Source organism: Limnohabitans sp. Jir72 (assembly GCF_003063575.1).
In the GTDB taxonomy this organism is placed as follows: domain Bacteria; phylum Pseudomonadota; class Gammaproteobacteria; order Burkholderiales; family Burkholderiaceae_C; genus Limnohabitans_A.
In genome coordinates, this window is sequence record NZ_NESC01000004.1 from 221,667 (window position 1) to 239,610 (window position 17,944).

19 protein-coding genes are annotated in these 17,944 nt (G+C 58.3%); 8 read left to right on the forward strand and 11 right to left on the reverse strand.

The window, feature by feature from the left end; genetic code table 11:
* Positions 1-21: 21 nt before the first annotated feature.
* The 4 genes from B9Z52_RS07465 to B9Z52_RS07480 all read right to left on the reverse strand — a co-directional run bounded on the left by B9Z52_RS07465 (position 22) and on the right by B9Z52_RS07480 (position 4,274).
* Complete coding sequence (locus tag B9Z52_RS07465) at positions 22-336, reverse strand: BON domain-containing protein (RefSeq protein WP_108413208.1); 315 nt, start codon at positions 334-336, stop codon at positions 22-24.
* A 148-nt stretch (positions 337-484) separates the two neighbouring features.
* The gene (locus B9Z52_RS17985; protein ID WP_199222056.1) at positions 485-1,084 is read right to left on the reverse strand and encodes a hypothetical protein; all 600 of its coding nucleotides are present in this window, start codon (positions 1,082-1,084) and stop codon (positions 485-487) included.
* Positions 1,081-3,681, reverse strand: coding sequence for a chemotaxis protein CheB (locus B9Z52_RS07475; RefSeq protein ID WP_108413209.1), 2,601 nt, complete (start codon positions 3,679-3,681; stop codon positions 1,081-1,083). Before B9Z52_RS07475 ends, B9Z52_RS17985 begins: the two co-directional genes overlap by 4 nt.
* 29 nt (positions 3,682-3,710) lie before the next feature.
* Entirely contained in the window at positions 3,711-4,274 is a 564-nt protein-coding gene (locus B9Z52_RS07480; RefSeq protein WP_369907865.1) for a Crp/Fnr family transcriptional regulator, read from the reverse strand.
* A gap of 340 nt (positions 4,275-4,614) precedes the next feature.
* On the opposite strand from B9Z52_RS07480, the gene B9Z52_RS07485 reads away from it, so the two are divergent.
* The 6 genes from B9Z52_RS07485 to B9Z52_RS07505 all read left to right on the forward strand — a co-directional run bounded on the left by B9Z52_RS07485 (position 4,615) and on the right by B9Z52_RS07505 (position 9,121).
* A complete protein-coding gene (locus tag B9Z52_RS07485; RefSeq protein ID WP_108413211.1) occupies positions 4,615-4,875 on the forward strand; it encodes a VF530 family DNA-binding protein in 261 nt (86 codons plus the stop codon).
* A gap of 90 nt (positions 4,876-4,965) precedes the next feature.
* Positions 4,966-5,292 carry a hypothetical protein gene (locus B9Z52_RS07490; RefSeq protein ID WP_108413212.1) on the forward strand — a complete coding sequence of 109 codons (327 nt, stop codon included), beginning with the start codon at positions 4,966-4,968 and terminating at the stop codon, positions 5,290-5,292.
* On the forward strand, positions 5,292-5,675 hold the full coding sequence (locus B9Z52_RS07495; RefSeq protein WP_108413213.1) for a hypothetical protein: 384 nt from the start codon (positions 5,292-5,294) through the stop codon (positions 5,673-5,675). Before B9Z52_RS07490 ends, B9Z52_RS07495 begins: the two co-directional genes overlap by 1 nt.
* A complete protein-coding gene (locus tag B9Z52_RS17850; protein ID WP_158270522.1) occupies positions 5,672-5,836 on the forward strand; it encodes a hypothetical protein in 165 nt (54 codons plus the stop codon). The genes B9Z52_RS07495 and B9Z52_RS17850 overlap by 4 nt, the downstream gene beginning before the upstream one ends.
* Before the next feature lie 204 nt (positions 5,837-6,040).
* Positions 6,041-7,867 (forward strand): Ig-like domain-containing protein, encoded by a 1,827-nt coding sequence (locus B9Z52_RS07500; protein ID WP_108413214.1) that lies wholly within the window; start codon positions 6,041-6,043, stop codon positions 7,865-7,867.
* 45 nt (positions 7,868-7,912) lie between these two features.
* Positions 7,913-9,121: an OmpA family protein gene (locus B9Z52_RS07505; protein WP_108413215.1), complete on the forward strand. Its 1,209-nt coding sequence runs from the start codon at positions 7,913-7,915 to the stop codon at positions 9,119-9,121.
* Between the two features lie 84 nt (positions 9,122-9,205).
* Here the strand turns inward: B9Z52_RS07505 and B9Z52_RS07510 are convergent, their stop codons facing one another.
* From B9Z52_RS07510 to B9Z52_RS07530, 5 genes are all read right to left on the reverse strand, one after another.
* The gene (locus B9Z52_RS07510; RefSeq protein ID WP_108413216.1) at positions 9,206-9,352 is read right to left on the reverse strand and encodes a lmo0937 family membrane protein; all 147 of its coding nucleotides are present in this window, start codon (positions 9,350-9,352) and stop codon (positions 9,206-9,208) included.
* Between the two features lie 9 nt (positions 9,353-9,361).
* On the reverse strand, positions 9,362-9,577 hold the full coding sequence (locus tag B9Z52_RS07515) for a glycine zipper 2TM domain-containing protein (protein ID WP_108413312.1): 216 nt from the start codon (positions 9,575-9,577) through the stop codon (positions 9,362-9,364).
* A gap of 150 nt (positions 9,578-9,727) precedes the next feature.
* On the reverse strand, positions 9,728-10,945 hold the full coding sequence (locus B9Z52_RS07520; RefSeq protein WP_108413217.1) for an MFS transporter: 1,218 nt from the start codon (positions 10,943-10,945) through the stop codon (positions 9,728-9,730).
* The gene (locus B9Z52_RS07525; protein WP_108413218.1) at positions 10,942-11,403 is read right to left on the reverse strand and encodes an SET domain-containing protein; all 462 of its coding nucleotides are present in this window, start codon (positions 11,401-11,403) and stop codon (positions 10,942-10,944) included. The genes B9Z52_RS07520 and B9Z52_RS07525 overlap by 4 nt, the downstream gene beginning before the upstream one ends.
* Positions 11,404-11,491: 88 nt before the next feature.
* The gene (locus B9Z52_RS07530) at positions 11,492-11,773 is read right to left on the reverse strand and encodes an HU family DNA-binding protein (protein WP_108413219.1); all 282 of its coding nucleotides are present in this window, start codon (positions 11,771-11,773) and stop codon (positions 11,492-11,494) included.
* 447 nt (positions 11,774-12,220) lie between these two features.
* Between B9Z52_RS07530 and ispH the strand changes: the two genes are divergently transcribed.
* Entirely contained in the window at positions 12,221-13,159 is a 939-nt protein-coding gene (ispH, locus tag B9Z52_RS07535) for a 4-hydroxy-3-methylbut-2-enyl diphosphate reductase (protein ID WP_108413220.1), read from the forward strand.
* Positions 13,160-13,292: 133 nt separating this feature from the next.
* On the opposite strand, the gene hemA is transcribed toward ispH, so the two are convergent.
* Both hemA and dxs read right to left on the reverse strand, forming a co-directional pair.
* Positions 13,293-14,546, reverse strand: coding sequence for a glutamyl-tRNA reductase (hemA, locus tag B9Z52_RS07540; RefSeq protein ID WP_108413221.1), 1,254 nt, complete (start codon positions 14,544-14,546; stop codon positions 13,293-13,295).
* Positions 14,547-16,424 carry a 1-deoxy-D-xylulose-5-phosphate synthase gene (gene dxs, locus B9Z52_RS07545; protein ID WP_108413222.1) on the reverse strand — a complete coding sequence of 626 codons (1,878 nt, stop codon included), beginning with the start codon at positions 16,422-16,424 and terminating at the stop codon, positions 14,547-14,549.
* Between the two features lie 153 nt (positions 16,425-16,577).
* Here dxs and hemE point away from each other — a divergent pair, with 153 nt between their 5' ends.
* Positions 16,578-17,678, forward strand: a complete 1,101-nt coding sequence (gene hemE, locus B9Z52_RS07550) for a uroporphyrinogen decarboxylase (protein ID WP_108413223.1) — start codon at positions 16,578-16,580, stop codon at positions 17,676-17,678.
* The last annotated feature ends 266 nt before the right edge of the window (positions 17,679-17,944 follow it).

Consider the following 17,944-nt stretch of genomic DNA (forward strand, 5'->3'; position numbering starts at 1 on the left):
TGTGCCAGGGGTCGCAAGCGCTCAGGGGCGAATCGCGATTTCGTTCTTGACCGAGGTCACGCCCTTGACGCCACGGGCAATGCTTTCTGCTTTGTTGCGTTCCAGTGAACTTTTGGCAAAGCCCGACAACATCACGGTGCCCTTCAGCGTTTCGACGCCGATGGACGAACCCGCGACATCTTTGTCTTCGTAAAAACGTGCTTTGACCAAGCTGGTGATGCCGGTGTCATCAACGTAAGCGCCTACGCTTTCCTGACCACGCGAGACCGCGCAGCCCGTGGCGGCCAAAATGACCAATGAAGTTGCCGTAGCGGCCCAGAAAGTTTTGTGAGTCATGGTGCAATCCTGTCGTGCAGAGTGTCTAAACAGGCCAAGTCAAGGCTTGGCCGCCCGCCTGGATTGACAACAACAAGTTTCCAATCCAGACAAGCCCACGATAACGGGATATGGCGTCTGAGTCAGTGCGCCAAGCCACACAAGGACGTCAAGAAATCGATGGCAAATCCACCCAGGCCACCAACACACCAGGGGCCATCGGATTGGCTTGCGCGGCTGCGCATACAGACCGCATGGTCTGGTCCGCTGCGTGCAACTGCAAGCACAAAGAAACGGGTTGATCGCTTTTCTGCGCAACTGCAAGCCAAGCTTGCACGCCAGGCACATCGCCCGCTGCAAGCCAAGTCTCCAGGCGTTTGCCCAGCACATGCTGAATGTCCTGGTTCAGGCTTTTCAAGGCGCCCGCGTTGCACTCCAACAAGCACCCGGCTTCATCCAACACCAATTGGGCACTGGGCGAAGCATCGTGCCATTGGAGCTGATAGGCCCAGGCCGACTCCAACTCGGCACGCGAGCGCTGCAGCTCTTCGTTTTGTAAATCCAACTCAACCTGGTGCACCTGCAACTCGTGCAACAAGGCCAGCGCATCGTGCGCCGTGTCGGGCGATGAGGCCAGGTCGAACAAGACGCGCAAGGCCGTACTCGGATCTTTGGCCGCAGTGAGACTGGCACCCTTGGCTTGCAGCAGCGCTTGTGCGCGTTCGCGCAAAACAGACGGGGAGTGGATGGAAATGGGGACGGATGTCATGACTTGGCTCCTGCAGGTGGCGCGGCCGCATGGGCCTCGCGCAAACGGAACTCCAGCGCTTTGGCAGCGCTGATGTCCACAAAGGTGAGTACGGCACCTTGGATCATGTTGGCCAAGGTGCGGTAAGGCATGATGCGCACCGAAAACCAACGTCCGTCGCTGGCGACAACCGATTTGGCGCACGATGCCAGGGTGCGCAAGGTTTCTTTCACATCGGTCTGCAGCTGTGGATAGTCCAAGGTGCTGGCCAGATCGCTCAGAGGTCGGCCCACATCGGCTTCACGCAAATGGAAGATGCCCACCGCTTGCTCGGTGTAACGCCGCACATTCAAATCGTTGTCCAGAAACAGCGTCGCAATGTCGGTGCTGTTGAGCAGGTTTTGCATGTCGCTTTGGGCCAATGCCAAATCATCCAGACGTGTTTGCAACTCGCCATTGATGGTTTGCAGCTCTTCGTTCATGGACTGCGCTTCCTCCTTGGAGGTGGTCAACTCTTCATTGGACGACTGCAACTCTTCGTTGGCCGTTTGCATGGATTCGTTGAGCGCATGCATCTCTTCTTTGGACGCCTGCATCTCATGGCGCAGGGCCTGAATTTCTTCGCGGGCACTTTGGAGCTCGTCTACCAGCGCGGCGTTTGGCAGGGCCGATGCGGAACCTGCTGTGCCGGGTGCAGCCACCTCCTTGAACACCAGCATGGCCATGCCTGCCAGCGCCTGAGGCTCCTGCAAGGGCTGCACCGTCACTTGCAGCTGGCGTTGGCCATCGCCTTCCAGCGGCAGGCCATGCAGGACCACCGGCTGTCGTTCCTGCAAAGCCTGGCGCAAGGCCATGGCCACCTGAGCGCGCAGCGCATGGCGCAGCATGACGTGGACATTCCAGTTGGCTTTGCCTGCAGCAGGCTCCAAGTAGCGACCTGTGCGCCCACTGATGTAGAGGATGTCCCCCGTCGCGTTGACCAGCACCGCAGCCGGTGAAAAGGTCTGCAGCAACACTTGATCGGCCAGGGATTGCAAGTTGGAAGAAGCATTGGAAGCTGACATGGGCACAGACAACTCCTGCACGGCAGCGCGTGCTTTCAGTGAGCGTTGGATAGGAAAGTCTACCGAACCGGGCAACAGAGTTTGCTCGTTCCGGCGGTAAATGCGGGACTTGGGATGGAGCACGGCAAACAGGCTTTGCGAGCGCCCCACGGTTTCGGCACTGCCCAGAACCAGCACACCAGCCGGGCGCAAGCTGAAGTGAAACAAGGGCATCAAACGCCTCTGCAGTGCGGCATTGAAATAAATCAACACATTGCGGCACAGCAACAGATCCAGCTGGGTAAACGGCGGGTCCTGGATCACATCGTGCTGCGCGAACAGCACCATGGAGCGGATCTCGGGCTGGATGAGGTAGCCACCATCGTAGGGCACAAAAAAGCGGTCCCGACGCACAGGGTCCATCTCGGCGAGTGACTGTGCGCTGTAGCAGCCTTTACGCGCCACCGCGATGCCTGCGGCATTCAGGTCGGTCGCGAAAATCTGCACCGGCCATGGCTTATGGGCAGGGCTGGCTTTGGCCAAGTCATCTTGCACCTCTTGCAAGGCCATGGCCAGACTGTAAGCCTCTTCACCCGTAGAGCAACCCAGCACCCATGCCCGCACAGGGCCTGTGCGCGGCTGTTGCAACAAGCCGGGTAAAACTTTTTCCGCCAAATCGGACCACACCAGCGGGTCCCTGAAAAAGGCAGTGACACCGATCAGTATTTCGGAAAACAACAAAGCCAACTCTTGCGGATGTGTTTGCAGGTGCTCCAAATAAGCCGCCATGGAAGGCAACTGGTGCACATGCATGCGCCGCTCGACGCGTCGGCGCAAAGTGCTTGGCTTGTAAAGCGACAAATCGTGTTTGTGCTGCTGGTGCAGCAAGCGCACGATGGCCTGCAAAGCATCTATGGGCTCAGCGTCAGCGGATGGCTGTACCAACGCGGCCTTGACTTTGGGCATTTTCAGGCCCTGCACCATGCGCGCTGGCATGTCTTGCGGAGGTGCCACCACATCAACGCACTGGGCATCGATCGCACTTTGTGGCATGGACACAAAAGCGGCGGTGTCCGGTTGCTGCGCCAGTGTTAAACCGCCTGTGTTGTAAATGGCCTGCAGCCCCTGCACGCCGTCTCGCCCCATGCCGGACAAAACCACACCCACGGCTCGCTCGCCTTGGTCTTGTGCCAATGAGGTCAACAAGCCGTCAATCGGCAAATGGGGGCCACGCAAACCTGGCACCTTGTGGGCGGCACGAAAGTGCAAACAACCCCGCACCACCGTCAAAGCGCCATCACAAGCCATCACATGCACGGTGTTGGGCAGCAAAACAACGCCATCTTGCGCATCAGAAACAGGCAAAGCCGTCACCCGCTGAAGCAAAGTCCCGAGCAAACTGGGGTGATCGGGCGCCATGTGCTGCACCACCACATAGGCGCAGTCGGTGTCCAGTGGCACATGCGCAAAGAACGCTTCCATCGCCGACAGACCGCCGGCCGATGCACCGATGCCCACAATGCGGGGGCCATCGCGCGCAGGGACAGAAACGGATAAATCAGACAAAACGGACATTCACGACAAGACTCCAAGAACCATGGGGCTCACACCGCCAAACGCATCGGCAGCAAGCGATCGTATTCTGTTTTGATCACGCCATAGCATTCGCAAGTGCCTTGCTCCAACCCCTGGCGGTCCAGCACTTCGATGCGTCCACGTGAGTAACGAATGAGGCCTTGCCGCTGCAGACGTGAAGCGGCTTCGCTCACGCCTTCACGCCGCACGCCCAGCAAATTGGCCATTTGTTCATGGGTCAAACGCAATTCATTGCCGGGTGCCCGGTCCAGACACAGCAGCAAGCAACGACTGAAAGCTTTTTCGAGCGTATGGTGGCGGTTGCAAACGGAGGTCTGCGCCATTTGCGTGATCAGCGCTTGCGTGTAGCGCAGCAACAAGTGCAACAAGGGCGTCGAATTCTCAAACTCACTCAACAAATCGGTTGAACGAACGCGCAAAAAATCTCCGCCTGCCAGCACCGTGGCATTGCTGGTCGTGGACAAGCCGCCCATAAAACTGGAGACGCCCACGACGCCCTCACGCCCCACCAATGCCAAAACGGACGAATCACCGCTTTCGGTCAAGCCGTGCAGCGCGACCGTGGAATTCAAAGGAAAATAAACATAAAAAAAGTTTGCGCCCGATTCGTACATCGATTGTCCGGCTGGCAACTTCACAAGCGCCAAAAATGGCAACAAGCGCGCCCACGCCTCATCTGGCAAACATGCCAGCAATTGGTTAAGAAGGCGACTGGCTTGCGCGCTCATGTGCACACCGCCATCGTCATTTCATATCGTTTCATAAGTACCGTGTCATCTGCGCTGGTGCGGGCTCAAACCTAAAATACGCAGCCACACAGCGCAACTCATGATGCAACAGATTCATGATGCGCCCTTGATGCAGCACAAATAAACCGTCTAAATCCTCGTCCTTTACGCCAACGATCAGCCCATGAACACCTCCAAGCCACCTGTACAGCCCCGAAATCCCCTGCACGGCCTGACGCTGGAGAGGGTCGTCACGCAATTGGCAGACCATTACGGCTGGCATGAGTTGGGCACGCTGGTCCCGATTCGCTGCTTCACGCACGAGCCCAGCGTGGGCTCAAGTTTGAAATTTTTGCGCCGCACGCCATGGGCGCGCGACAAGGTCGAAAGCCTGTACCTGTTCATGTTGCGCGAACAAAAAAGAAGCGCCCACGGACCGTCCTGATCTGACAAGGGTGCGCCACACCACAGACAAATGCATCTGTGGTTTTTACAGTGAATGCCTCACTTGGTTTCATTCACTGTAAAGGCCTTCATGTCCGATCAAAAAACCCCCCATCAAAAAATTCAGGCGCTTGGCGCTGACCTCTCCAACACGGTCAACGAGGTACTGGCCGAAACAAAACCCGTGCTCAATCGCATGGCCAACCGCATCCACGAAAGCGTGCAAGACCTGAGCAATCAAGGTCAAGACGCCGCGCTCGAAGTGGAACATCAACTGAAAAATGGCACTCGGCATGTGCGCATCACAGCCGAGCATTACATCCAACATTCGCCCCTCAAGTCTGTTCTGGTTGCGGCCGGTACAGGTGCAGCAGTGGCTTTGGTGATGTCCTGGTTCATTCAGTCGCGCAAAAACTGATGTTCAAGCTGTTGCTCAAGCTGTTGGTGTTGCCCCCTGAATTGCTCAAAGCGCATGCACAAGGCTATGCAGATTTGGCGGGTCAGGCTTGGGCACAGCACCTGTGCACATTGAAAAACCGCTTTGTGCTGTATTCACTCGGGCTGTTGGGTCTTTTGTTGTCGCTGATTCTGGGCGGTGTGGCCTTGTTGTTGTGGTGCGCTTTGCCCCAGATTGACAACCACCACGCCTGGGTCTTGTTGGCATTGCCCCTGATTTTGTTGGCCCTGAGTGGCTTGTGCTGGGCATGGGCCCGAAGTCTGCGCACACGCCCGATGTTGGACGAGATCAGGGAACAAATCCAACTCGACATTCTGGCCATCCAAGAAGTGCAGACCTCATGAATGCCGATCTGACGCCGGTACAACGTTTGGCGATTTCACGCGCCAGACTGGCGGACAGCGTTCACGACCCCATTTGGTTGATTTTGTTGCAGCGATGGCTTCAGGCCAAAGCGAAGACCACCGCTCAACCCACTCAACGTGAACGCAACACACGACGTTGAACCATCGGCAACGCAAGGACCTGCTCAGCACTGGCGCACCGTGTGAGCCAACACACTGACCCGTCGAGCGTGACGCTCCAAACTGGCGGCGTGAGGCAGTGGTTTAACCCATTGCCTCACGCCCTACCAGCGATCAGCGGCCGAAAACCGCTTGGTCATTTTCAATCCTCTGAACTTCCAGAACACCGAGTCAGGAGCCCCTTCATGCACCCATCGATCTCTCGCATCAGCACCATGACGTGGTTGCTGACTTTGGCGTCCACGCTGCTCATCGCGGGTTGCGGCGGCGGCAAAGACCCGATTTTGGGCTCCAGCAATGGATCAACCCTGGCCCCCAGCGTCAGCGCTACCGCCCCTTTGGCCAGCAACCCCGTTGTTTCGGGTGTGGCCATCAACACCCAAGTCACCGCCACTTTCAACAAGGCCATGAACCCCGTCACCCTGACCACGAGCACGTTCACGCTGGCTTGCCCCTTGGGTACGGCCGTGCCCGGCACGGTGGCCTATGACATCAACAGCCGTGTGGCCACTTTTTCGCCCACAAACAACTTGCCCTTGAGTACCCGTTGCGTTGCCACGATCACCACCGATGCGCAAGACACCAATGGCACGCCCTTGAGCAGTGCATTTGCGTGGTCTTTTGATACAGGCTCCAGCACAGATGGCCTTGCGCCAACCGTCATCAGTCAAACGCCAGCACAAGATGCAGTGGCCGCTGTCAACACTTTGATGACCGCCACTTTCAGCGAAGACATGGCCCCTGCCACGATCAACGCCACCAGCTTCACCCTCAAAACCACGGTGGGCGATACCCCGGTGGTGGGCAGCGTGAGCTATGCCGTTGGCGCGCGTACAGCCACCTTCACACCCACTGCACCGGCACCATTGCCCAGCAACACCGCCTTCACGGCCACCATCAGCACGGTCGCCACCGATCTGGCGGGAAACCCCTTGACTGTGGACAAAGTCTGGACTTTCACGACAGCCGATGTGATCGACACCACGGCACCCACTGTCACACTGACCAACCCGGTTGATGCAGGCATTGCTGTGTGTCTGAACAAAACCGTGAACACGACCTTCAGCGAACCCATGGACCCGCTGACCCTGACCACCACCACGCTGACACTGGCACCGTCCGCCAGTTTGAATTTGCCTGTTGTGGCGGTGATCACCTATGACGCAGGGACACAGGTTGCATCGATCAACCCCAGTGCCAACCTGTCGCCTTCGACCGCCTACACGGCCACAGTGCTGAGCGGCTCCGGTGGTGTGAAAGACCTGGCCAGCAACGCCTTGGTCGCGAACAAAGTGTGGCAATTCACCACGGGCACCAGCGAATGTCAGACCCCGGTCGTTTTGGCTTCATCGTCCAACTTCGCCATCTTGGGCTCGGCAGCCATCAACAACATCCCGACCTCGCTCATCACGGGCGATGTGGGCCTGACACCCGATACAGGTGCCAGCATCACGGGCTTCAGCACACCTGCAACTTGCCCCGAAGTGGTGGGCCATGTCTACGCTGTTGACGGTACAGGTCCCGCTTGCGCGTTGATCAATCCGACGCTGCTGAGCAATGCCAAAACCGATGTGCTGAGCGCTTACACCAATGCCATCGGTGCAGGCCGCGGCACCCCCACACCCATCACCACCAATCTGGCAGGTCTGACCTTCTACCCCGGCCTGTACGAGTCACTGACGAGCATCGATTTATCGGCAGGCAGCCATCTGACACTGGATGCGCAAGGCGACACCAATGCGGTCTTTGTGATCCGCAGCGCGACCAGCATCACCACCTTGTCCACCAGCCAAATCGTGCTCAGCGGTGGTGCCAAAGCCAGCAATGTGTTCTGGACTGCCGGCAGCGCCATCACCTTGGGCACGAGTTCTGTCATGAAAGGCACCATGCTGGCGGGCACCGCCATCACGCTGCAAACCGGTGCCAACCTGGAGGGCCGAGCCCTGAACCAGGGTGCGGCAGCCGAGGCCATTTCATGCGACGCCTGCACGATCACCGTGCCCAGCCCTTGACCCTTTTTTGACACAGGCATTTCGCCTATTTTTGGAGAACGAGAGATGAAAAAATTGACATTCCACCCCCGCCCAACGCTGCTGGTCCTGGCCCTTTTGGCCAGCCCTCTGCTGCAGGCACAAGAAGCCCTGATCAACTCGGGCATGTACATGGGCATCAGTGCGGGCGAATCCAAGGCGCACATTGACAATGCCCGCATCACACAAGACTTGCTCGGATCTGGTTTGACGACCGACAGCATCAGCGAGGACCGCAAAGGCACCGGCTACAAGGCTTTTGTGGGATTCCCGATCAACCCGAACTGGGCTGTGGAGACCGGCTACTTTGACTTGGGTCGGTTTGGTTTTACCGCCAACACCACGCCAGCTGGCAGCCTGTCAGGCACCGCGCGGATCAAAGGCCTCAACCTCGATTTGGTGGGCACCTTGCCCATCACCGAGCAATGGTCACTGATTGGCCGCGTGGGGGCCGCCTATGCACAGACCAAAGACGAATTCAGCGGTACTGGCGCGGTCAGCGTGACAAACCCATCACCCCACAAGCGAGAGACCAATTACAAGTACGGCTTTGGCACACAGTATGCGTTCACCCCAGCGTTGACCTTGCGCCTTGAAGGTGAACGCTACCGAGTCAACGATGCCGTGGGCAATCGCGGCGATGTGGACTTGATTTCACTGGGCTTGGTGTACCGTTTTGGCGGATCAACGCCCACCAAAACCAGCACGGCTTATACGCCTTATGTGGCACCAGCCCCCGAACCTGTGGTGGTTGCCGCAGCTGCGCCAGCAGAGCCACAGGTTGTTCCTGCACCTGCACCAGCACCAGCACCTGCACCTGCACCTGCGCCTGCACCCAAGCCTTGGGTGAAGGTCAAGTTGGAGGCCGACTCGCTGTTTGGATTTGACCAAGACAAGCTCCAGTCCGATGGCAAGCAAGCGCTGGACAAACTGCTCATGGAGCTGCAAGCCGTCAACATCGACGCGATTCAAGTGACGGGTCATACCGACCGCTTGGGCAGCAAGGCCTACAACGCCAAGCTGTCGACACGTCGCGCCGAGGCGGTGCAAAACTACCTGGTACAAGTCGGCGGCATCCCTGCCAACAAAGTCACCGCCATGGGTGTGGGCTCGGACCAACCTGAAACACAGCCCAATGAGTGCAAAGGCAGCAAAGCCACCCAAGCCCTGATCACTTGTCTGCGCGTTGACAGGCGCGTGGAAGTGAACGTCGCAGGCACACAGCAACAACGCTGAAGTACCCTGCAAAAAAGCCTGCACCTTTGACAAGGTGCAGGCTTTTTAATGAAGGCAACCCCAACCCAGCGGCTGCCCTTTTGGCTACAGTCGCCGACCCTGAATCACACGGATCAGCACCACCACCAAGGCGATGACCAGCAAGATGTGGATGAAGCCGCCCATGGTGTAGGACGACACCAGGCCGAGCACCCACAGCACAAGCAAGATGACAACAAGGCTTTCAAGCATGGCCGTGGCTCACTTTTTGTTGACTTCGTGACCAATCACGCCGCCCACAGCTGCGCCACCGACTGTGCCTGCCGTGCTGCCGCCGGTCAGTATCGCGCCACCGATGGCACCGACACCCGCGCCGATGGCGGTGCTCTTTTCTTGCTTCGTCATGCCTGAGCATGCTGCCAGTCCCACCAGAGCCATCGTGAGCAAGGCAATGCCCGCAATTCGGACAGTGGTCATGTTTGTTTGCATAGTGAAACTCCTTTTGAGGTTAGATGAACGCCTGATCGTTGCATGCTTCAAACAGCATGCACCAAGCAAGTCAATTCAGCATAGAAGTTCGCGCCGCAAAGGTCTGTGAACACGAGCACACAGCGATCTTGATGTCGATCAAGAACGCGATGGACTCAAATGATCTCGCCGTGCCAAACCGGGGAACAGCCGCCACCACAGGCAGGCCACCAACACCGTGCCCACACCCCCGCTGATGGCCGAGAACTCAGGACTTGTCCACGCAGCCACCGAGCCCGACTCGAACTCGCCCAACTGGTTGGACGCGCCAATGAAAATCGAGTTGACCGCCGCCACCCGACCGCGCATCTCGTCGGGGGTTTCCAGCTGCATCACGGTGATGCGCACCACCACGCTGATGTTGTCTGCCGCCCCCGTGACGGCCAGCGCCAGCACCGACAGCCAGAAATGTGAAGACATGCCAAACACCACGGTGGCCAGACCGAACACGGCCACCGCCATCAACAAGCGCGGGCCCACACGCCGCTCCAGCGGCCAACGCGTCAAGGCCAAAGACATGAGCAAGGCCCCTGCCGCTGGCGCGGCCCGCAAAAGCCCCAAGCCCTCGGGCCCCACATGCAAGATGTCACGGGCATAAATCGGCAGCAAAGCCACCGCGCCGCCAAGCAAGACCGCAAACATGTCCAGCGTGGTGGCGCCCAGCAAAACCTTGTGCCGCCACACAAACACCAGCCCGGCCACAAAACTCTGAAAACTGGGGGCCTGGGTGGGCGGGCGATGGCTGTAATGCACAAACAAAGTCATCACACCCGCGAGCAACAGCAAAGCGGTGCAAACCGCATAAACCGTGAGCGCGCCATAGGCGAACAACAAACCACCCAAGGCTGGCCCTGCGATCACGCCCACTTGCACGCTGCTGGAGCTCAAGGCCACCGCCCGCGAGAGCAAGCGCTGGGGCACCAGCAAAGGCGTCAAGGCCTGCTGCGCAGGCATCTGGAACGCACGCGCCGTGCCCAACACGACAGACACCACAAACAGCAACTCACGCGAGGCAAACTGCCCCTGTGTGGCCCCCATCAGCAAGGCGGCCACCAGCGCCTGCACCAGCATGCACACGGCATAAATGCGCCCCCGGTGAAAGCGGTCCACCACATGGCCTGCAGGCAACGTGACCAAGAGCGCCGGAATGAACTGGAACAAGCCCACCAGGCCCAAGTCCCATGCACTCGAGGTCAGCTCGTACATGTGCCAGGCCACGGCCACCATCAGCATCTGGTTGGCCGTGAGGCCACTCAGGCGCGCCAACAAAAAGCGGACGTAAGACCGCTGCGCCAACAATTCGGAAAGAGGGTTCATGCTTTGGAAGGTTTCTGCGTGGCCAACATCGTGCCACGGCACTTGCGGGCGCCGCACCGGCAAGCATAGCGCGCCTTGAGGGCTTCGGTCATGGGCTCGTCACTCTCCAGACCATAGTCAAAAGTCAACTCTTCGCCGCGAAACACCGGCCTGCGCGTCTTGATGAAGATGCGCCCCTTGACCTCATCAGGCACGCAATTGGGGCGGCATGAGTGATTGATCCAGCGCGAATCGTTGCCCCCGTGCAAACCGTCAATCACACGTCCATCGGCCAATTGGAAATAAAACGTGTGGTTCGGATCTTGGGCATCGTGCGGATGCCGGGCAATGGCTTCAGCCATGGAGATGACTTCCCCCACATATTCCATGAGGGTCTCGCCTGCGGCCATGTGGCACAAGGCAAACACACCCTTGCCATGAACGCGTGAAGACTGAACTTCAAAACGCGATGCAGCCATCACAAGCTTTCTAGGCTGTTTGACCAAGCTGCGATGTCGGCCATAAAAAAACGGCCCAACTGGGCCGCTTTTTGACAACGGGTGTTGATCACTTCTTTTTGTTCACGGCGGCTTTGAAAGCAGCACCAGCAGTGAACTTAGGCACTGTCGCAGCGGCGATCTTCAATGGCTCGCCAGTGCGTGGGTTCTTGCCCTTGCGAGCGGCGCGCTTGGCAGCCTTGAAAGTGCCGAAGCCGATCAATTGAACGTCCTGCTTCTTGGCAACGGTCTTGGTGATGATGTCCACCAAAGCGGCCACGGCGCGACCGGCAGCGGCTTTGGACATTTCTGTTTCATTGGCCAGCGCTTCAATCAGTTCTGCTTTGTTCATCGCTTTTCTCCTTATCGGTTGAACGGCCGCAATTTTGACACGTTTTTGCGTCTTTATGCATGACTTATTGATCCAGCCTCTTGAAGTCTTGAGCAAGGGGCAAGAGATCGATTTTTGTGGAGCCCACAGGGGTGGGTTTCTACAGCCACAAAAAAAGCGCATGGCTGACAAACAAATGGAATTCAAACTTCATGGGTCAAGCGCTTCGAGAAGTAGTCTGCCGCTTTGACGGACGCGGTGCGCCCCATCTCCAGCTTAGTGACCGGTGTCAGCAGTCGAGCGTGCGACAGCGCAGTGCCAAGCCGCCTTGTACGCTGTCACTGTCACCGTCTGTACGCCGATACCCACCTACTGACGTTCAACAAAACCGATGACCACTCCAATGTATGAGCAAAGGGGCTGTATGCAATTGCTGTATTCGAAAATGCCGACTTCTGCATTGCGGCCATGAACATTGAATCCATCTTGCTCGCCGAGCCCCGGGGATTTTGCGCAGGGGTAGACCGCGCCATTGAAATCGTGGAACGCGCGCTCGCCAAATTCGGTCCACCGATTTATGTGCGGCATGAGATTGTTCACAACACCTTGGTGGTCGAGTCCTTGAAAAAAAAGGGCGCTATTTTCATCGAAGACCTGAGTGAGGTTCCGCCCGGTGCCACGCTGATTTTCAGCGCACACGGGGTCAGCCGAGCCGTTCAGCAAGAGGCGCAGGACCGGGGGTTTTCCATCTTCGATGCGACCTGTCCGCTGGTCTCCAAAGTCCATGTCGAAGTCGCAAAGCTGCACAAAGAGGGCTACGAATTCATCATGATTGGCCACAAAGGGCACCCCGAAGTCGAAGGCACCCTGGGACAAATTGACAGCGGCATCCACTTGGTCGAAGACTTGGCCGATGTGGCCTGCTTGAACCCTGGCCAGACTGAACGGCTGGCCGTCGTCACCCAAACCACTTTGAGTCTGGACGATACGGCAGAGATATTGACGGTTCTGAAAAATAAATTCCCCCAACTGCGGCAAGCCAAACAGCAAGACATTTGCTACGCCACACAAAACCGCCAAGACGCCGTCAAACTCATGAGCAGCCAAGTGGATGTGATGATCGTCGTCGGCAGCCCCGCCAGCTCCAACAGCAACCGCCTGCGCGAATTGGCGCAGCGCATGGGTGTTGACAGCCACATGGTCGACAGTGCGATGGAACTGCAAGTGAAATGGTTTGAAGGCAAACCCCGCGTAGGTTTGACCGCTGGCGCTTCAGCCCCCGAAGTGTTGGTACAGGAGGTGATTGCACGTTTGCGGGAGATGGGCGCACTCAGTGTGCGAAAGATGAATGGCCTGCAGGAAAACACCAAATACCCACTCCCTAAAGGACTGAGAATTCGCCCCTGATTCACCCGCGTGAGTCGCGAGTCGGCAGCCCGCTTTTCAAGCGCTGCGATCGGCGGTTGGCTCGGCCTGAGCATCACCGTACACCCCCGGGTCGCGGGGGGCAGCTTCATCTCGGACTTTGACTTCTCACCGCTCAGTCGTTTAAAAAGAATTGCTTGACCGCCACCAGCGATCTTTCTCGTTGCTCACTGCTGGGGTGGTTCAACTCGCGCAAGGGGCCGTTCAGCACTTTTTTCATCAAGCCCATGGACAATGACTCCAACACGCTGTCCACGGAATCGCCCTTTTCCAAGCGTTTGCGCGCGCGACTCAGCTCGGTCTGGCGCCAAGCGTCAGCCTGGAGGTTCAATTCCTGAATCAGCGGCACATGACTGCGCTGCTCCAACCAGGCCATGAATTTATGGACACCTTGGTCAATGATGATTTCCGCTTCAGCCACCGCTTCTTGGCGATGGTTTTGGCCACTTTGAATGACCTGCTTCAGATCGTCAACGGTGTACAAATACACCCCTGACAGGTTTTTCACTTCAGGCTCAATGTCTCGCGGCACCGCCAGATCCACCATGAACATGGGCCGGTTTTTGCGGGCACGCAGTGCCCGTTGCACAGCGCCCAGACCGATCAAGGGCAAAGTGCTGGCGGTGCAACTGATGACCACATCAAATTCCTGCAAGCGCTTGGGCAAGTCGGCCAAAGCGATGCTGCGTCCGCCATGCATGGCCGCCAACAAGTCGGCCCTGTCTGCTGAACGGTTGGCGATCGTGATCGATCGGGGCGATTTGGCCGCAAAGTGCGCCACGCACAATTCAATCATCTCACCAGCCCCGACGAACAGGACATGGGCGTCTTTGATGTTTTCAAAAATCTGACTGGCCAAGCGAACAGTTGCCGCAGCCATGCTGATGGAGTGTGCGCCAATGTCCGTGGCTGTTCGCACTTCTTTGGCCACCGCAAAGGAGCGCTGGAACAACTGATTCAAAGTGCTGCCCAAGACGCCAGAGTCAGCCGCCAAGCGGACTGCATCCTTGAATTGACCCAGTATTTGCGACTCACCCAAGACCATGGAGTCCAGACCACTGGCCACCCTGAAGGCATGCCTTGCCGAGGCATCGCCTTCCAGTCGATAGATGTGCGACTGCAAACTGTCGACCTGTGCCTTGCCAGTGTCAGCCAACCATTTGAGCGTTTGGCGCCATTGCACTTGTTCTCCCGCACAATAAATTTCTGTGCGGTTGCAGGTCGACAAAATAGCCACTTCTTTGTGTGTGTCAAAACTGCGGCGCAGTCCTTGCAGTGACAACACCAGTTGGTCGGAGGCAAAGGCGAAGCGCTCGCGCAAGTCGATGGGCGCGGTTCGGTGATTCAGGCCCAGAGTCCAGACTGCCATTCAGACCACCTTTCTGAGCATGGGCGTGGCATACAGCTCGGGCCAAACCTGGGCCATGCGCTGATGAATGCCAGCGGCGGTCAGTCCGTAGTGCTGCATCAATTCCTGGGGATCGCCATGTTCTGTGAAAGCATCCTCATACCCCATGACCAACACAGCTTGATGGATGCCCATATCCTGCAAGGCTTCCAGCACAGCGGCGCCGGCGCCTCCCATGCGCGCGCCATCTTCCAGCGTGATGAACCGCTCATGCTGCTGTGCCACCTGCCTCAGCAGGTCCAGATCCAGTGGTTTCGCCCAACGCATGTTCACGACCGTAGCGTCTAGAGATTCGGCCGCTTTCAGTGCCTCATGCAGCAAAGGGCCAAAGGCGAGGATGGCCACGCCCTGCCCATGCCGACAAACTTCTGCCCGTCCAAAAGGCAATGCTTGCAAATCGGTTGACAAGCTCGCACCGATGCCCGCGCCCCTGGGGTAGCGCACCGTGACCGGATGATCCTGGGCATAAGCCGTGCTCAGCAATTGTCGGCATTCGTTTTCATCGGCCGGACAAGCCACACTCATGTTCGGAATGCAGCGCGTGAAGGCGATGTCAAACATACCGGCGTGCGTTGGCCCATCGGCGCCAACCAGTCCAGCGCGGTCCAGCGCGAAGACCACAGGCAACTTTTGCAAAGCCACGTCATGGATCAATTGGTCGTAGGCCCGTTGCAAGAAAGTCGAGTAAATCGCCACCACCGGCTTGAGGCCCTCACAAGCCAAGCCCGCAGCGAAGGTCACGGCATGCTGTTCGGCGATGCCCACATCGTGATACCGCTCAGGAAAGCGTTGGCTGAAAGCCACCATGCCCGAGCCTTCGCGCATCGCCGGGGTGATGCCCACCAAGCGTGCATCATGGGTGGCCATGTCACACAGCCATTGACCGAACACTTGCGTGAAGGTCAGCGGACTGGCTGTCGTCGGCTTCAACCCAACCGCCGGATCGAACTTGCCCGGTCCGTGGTAACTCACAGGATCTGCCTCGGCTCTGGCATAGCCCTGGCCTTTGCGGGTGACCACATGCAAAAACTGGGGGCCTTTTTCTTGTGAAACTTTCTGCAGGGCCTGCACCAATCCCACAACATCGTGGCCGTCGATCGGACCGGTGTAGGTGAAGCCGAGTTTTTCGAAAATCGTCGCGGGCTGGATGAATTGCTGCGTTTGCTGTTCCAGATGCTTGGCCAATGCAAACAAGGGCGGCGCGTTGCGCAAAAGTTGCTGGCTCAGTTTTTTGGCCTGCGCATAAAAACGGCCAGACATCAGCTCTGACAGGTATTGGTTCAAGGCCCCCACCGGCGGGCTGATGGACATGTCGTTGTCGTTGAGCACCACCAACACATCGCAATCACTGGTCCCCGCATTGTTCATGGCCTCATAAGCCATGCCTGCTGTGAGGGCGCCGTCGCCGATGATGGCCACCGATTTTCGTGCACTGCCCGTGAGCTTGGCGGCCATGGCCATGCCCAAGGCAGCCGAGATGCTGGTGGATGAATGCGCCGTGCCAAAGGCATCGTATTCACTCTCTTGGCGGTGCGGAAATCCGCTCAAACCGCCCCGCTGGCGCAGCGTAGACATCCGATCCATCCGACCTGTGAGCATTTTGTGAGCGTAGGTTTGATGACCCACATCCCAAACCAATCGATCTTGCGGCGTGTTGTACACGTAGTGCAAGGCGATGGTCAATTCAACTGTGCCCAAATTGGAGCTGAAATGGCCGCCGGTTTGTGACACCGACTGGATCAGGCGTTGTCGCAACTCTTTGGACAAGTCCGGCAAGCGCTCAAGCGGCAGCGCTCTGAGCTGTGTCGGAGATTGAATCCATTCCCGCAAGGCGTCCATGGCTGGCCTTCTTATTGACTTGTCTGGCCTTGAATCTACAGGCATTTGACAAAATGTCAAGTTAGATTGACACTTTGCAAAATACAAAAAGTTGACATACCCCAACGACACGTCCAATCCCAACCCAGCTGACGCTGAAATAAAGCCCTCTCCATGACCCTCCAAAACGACAGCTTCCTGCGTGCCTGCTTGCGTCAGGCCACCGACCACACGCCCGTGTGGCTGATGCGCCAAGCCGGCCGCTACTTGCCCGAGTACTGCGCCACCCGCGCCAAGGCTGGCAGCTTCATGGGCTTGGCCACCAACGTCGACTACGCCACCGAGGTGACCCTGCAGCCGCTGGAGCGCTACCCACTGGATGCCGCCATTTTGTTCAGCGACATCCTGACTGTGCCCGATGCCATGGGCCTGGGTCTGTCTTTTGCCCAAGGCGAAGGCCCACGTTTTGCCAAGAACGTGCGCGACGAAGCTGCCGTGGCAGAGCTCGCTGTGCCCGACATGGCCAAGCTGCGCTACGTGTTCGACGCGGTCACTTCAATCCGCAAGGCATTGAATGGCCGCGTGCCGCTGATCGGTTTTTCGGGCAGCCCCTGGACGCTGGCGTGCTACATGGTCGAAGGTGCGGGGTCTGACGACTACCGGCATGTGAAGACCCTGATGTACAGCCGCCCTGACCTGATGCACCGCATTTTGGAGATCAACGCCGATGCCGTGGCCCTGTACCTGAATACCCAGATCGAAGCGGGCGCGCAAGCGGCCATGATTTTCGACAGCTGGGGCGGCGTGCTGGCCGATGCCGCCTTCCAGGAATTCAGCCTGGCCTACACCGCCCGCGTGCTGAGCCAGCTCAAGACCGAGCACAACGGACAGCGTATCCCCAGCATCGTCTTCACCAAAGGCGGCGGCCTGTGGCTGCCCGAGATGGCGGGCCTGAACTGCGACGTGCTGGGCTTGGACTGGACCATGAACCTGGGCCGCGCCCGCGCTTTGGTGGGCGGCGAAGTCGGCGGCCCGGGTAAAGCGCTGCAAGGCAACATCGACCCGAACATCTTGTTTGCGCCACCCGCGCAAATTGCGACTGAGGTGCACCGGGTGCTGGACAGCTTTGGCACGCCGCACACCGACCGCAGCACCACCGGCCCCACCCACATCTTCAACCTGGGGCACGGCATCAGCCAGTTCACACCGCCCGAGCATGTGACGGCGCTGGTGGAGGCGGTGCACAGCCACTCGCGTCAACAGCGCCAAAGCTGAACCCGACAGCACTTCGCCCCCTTGTAGGAGCCCACCCCGTGGGCGATGGGCGTGGCACACGCACCCAAAAAACAATCGCGCACAGGGTGCGCTCCTACAAAACCCGCCACCTTGTGGAAGGGTCTCCGATCGCGATCAAAAGCCGAGGGCCTGTCCACAAACACCTGGCCGGAAACGCACTCGGTACGAGTCAGCGCCTGCAACAGCGCCCCAATTCACACCCCACACAAGCTGAGCGATCCTCTGCCTGCGACAAGGGCGGTCTT

What these genes read in the sequence shown, in the direction of transcription:
- hemE (WP_108413223.1), top strand. Translation starts at nt 16,578, where the DNA reads ATGACCCTCCAAAACGACAGCTTCCTGCGTGCCTGCTTGCGTCAGGCC.
- B9Z52_RS07525 (WP_108413218.1), bottom strand. Translation starts at nt 11,403, where the DNA reads ATGGCTGCATCGCGTTTTGAAGTTCAGTCTTCACGCGTTCATGGCAAG.
- B9Z52_RS07530 (WP_108413219.1), bottom strand. Translation starts at nt 11,773, where the DNA reads ATGAACAAAGCAGAACTGATTGAAGCGCTGGCCAATGAAACAGAAATG.
- B9Z52_RS07465 (WP_108413208.1), bottom strand. Translation starts at nt 336, where the DNA reads ATGACTCACAAAACTTTCTGGGCCGCTACGGCAACTTCATTGGTCATT.
- dxs (WP_108413222.1), bottom strand. Translation starts at nt 16,424, where the DNA reads ATGGACGCCTTGCGGGAATGGATTCAATCTCCGACACAGCTCAGAGCG.
- B9Z52_RS07475 (WP_108413209.1), bottom strand. Translation starts at nt 3,681, where the DNA reads ATGTCCGTTTTGTCTGATTTATCCGTTTCTGTCCCTGCGCGCGATGGC.
- ispH (WP_108413220.1), top strand. Translation starts at nt 12,221, where the DNA reads ATGAACATTGAATCCATCTTGCTCGCCGAGCCCCGGGGATTTTGCGCA.
- hemA (WP_108413221.1), bottom strand. Translation starts at nt 14,546, where the DNA reads ATGGCAGTCTGGACTCTGGGCCTGAATCACCGAACCGCGCCCATCGAC.
- B9Z52_RS17850 (WP_158270522.1), top strand. Translation starts at nt 5,672, where the DNA reads ATGAATGCCGATCTGACGCCGGTACAACGTTTGGCGATTTCACGCGCC.
- B9Z52_RS07485 (WP_108413211.1), top strand. Translation starts at nt 4,615, where the DNA reads ATGAACACCTCCAAGCCACCTGTACAGCCCCGAAATCCCCTGCACGGC.
- B9Z52_RS17985 (WP_199222056.1), bottom strand. Translation starts at nt 1,084, where the DNA reads ATGACATCCGTCCCCATTTCCATCCACTCCCCGTCTGTTTTGCGCGAA.
- B9Z52_RS07510 (WP_108413216.1), bottom strand. Translation starts at nt 9,352, where the DNA reads ATGCTTGAAAGCCTTGTTGTCATCTTGCTTGTGCTGTGGGTGCTCGGC.
- B9Z52_RS07520 (WP_108413217.1), bottom strand. Translation starts at nt 10,945, where the DNA reads ATGAACCCTCTTTCCGAATTGTTGGCGCAGCGGTCTTACGTCCGCTTT.
- B9Z52_RS07495 (WP_108413213.1), top strand. Translation starts at nt 5,292, where the DNA reads ATGTTCAAGCTGTTGCTCAAGCTGTTGGTGTTGCCCCCTGAATTGCTC.
- B9Z52_RS07500 (WP_108413214.1), top strand. Translation starts at nt 6,041, where the DNA reads ATGCACCCATCGATCTCTCGCATCAGCACCATGACGTGGTTGCTGACT.
- B9Z52_RS07490 (WP_108413212.1), top strand. Translation starts at nt 4,966, where the DNA reads ATGTCCGATCAAAAAACCCCCCATCAAAAAATTCAGGCGCTTGGCGCT.
- B9Z52_RS07505 (WP_108413215.1), top strand. Translation starts at nt 7,913, where the DNA reads ATGAAAAAATTGACATTCCACCCCCGCCCAACGCTGCTGGTCCTGGCC.
- B9Z52_RS07515 (WP_108413312.1), bottom strand. Translation starts at nt 9,577, where the DNA reads ATGACCACTGTCCGAATTGCGGGCATTGCCTTGCTCACGATGGCTCTG.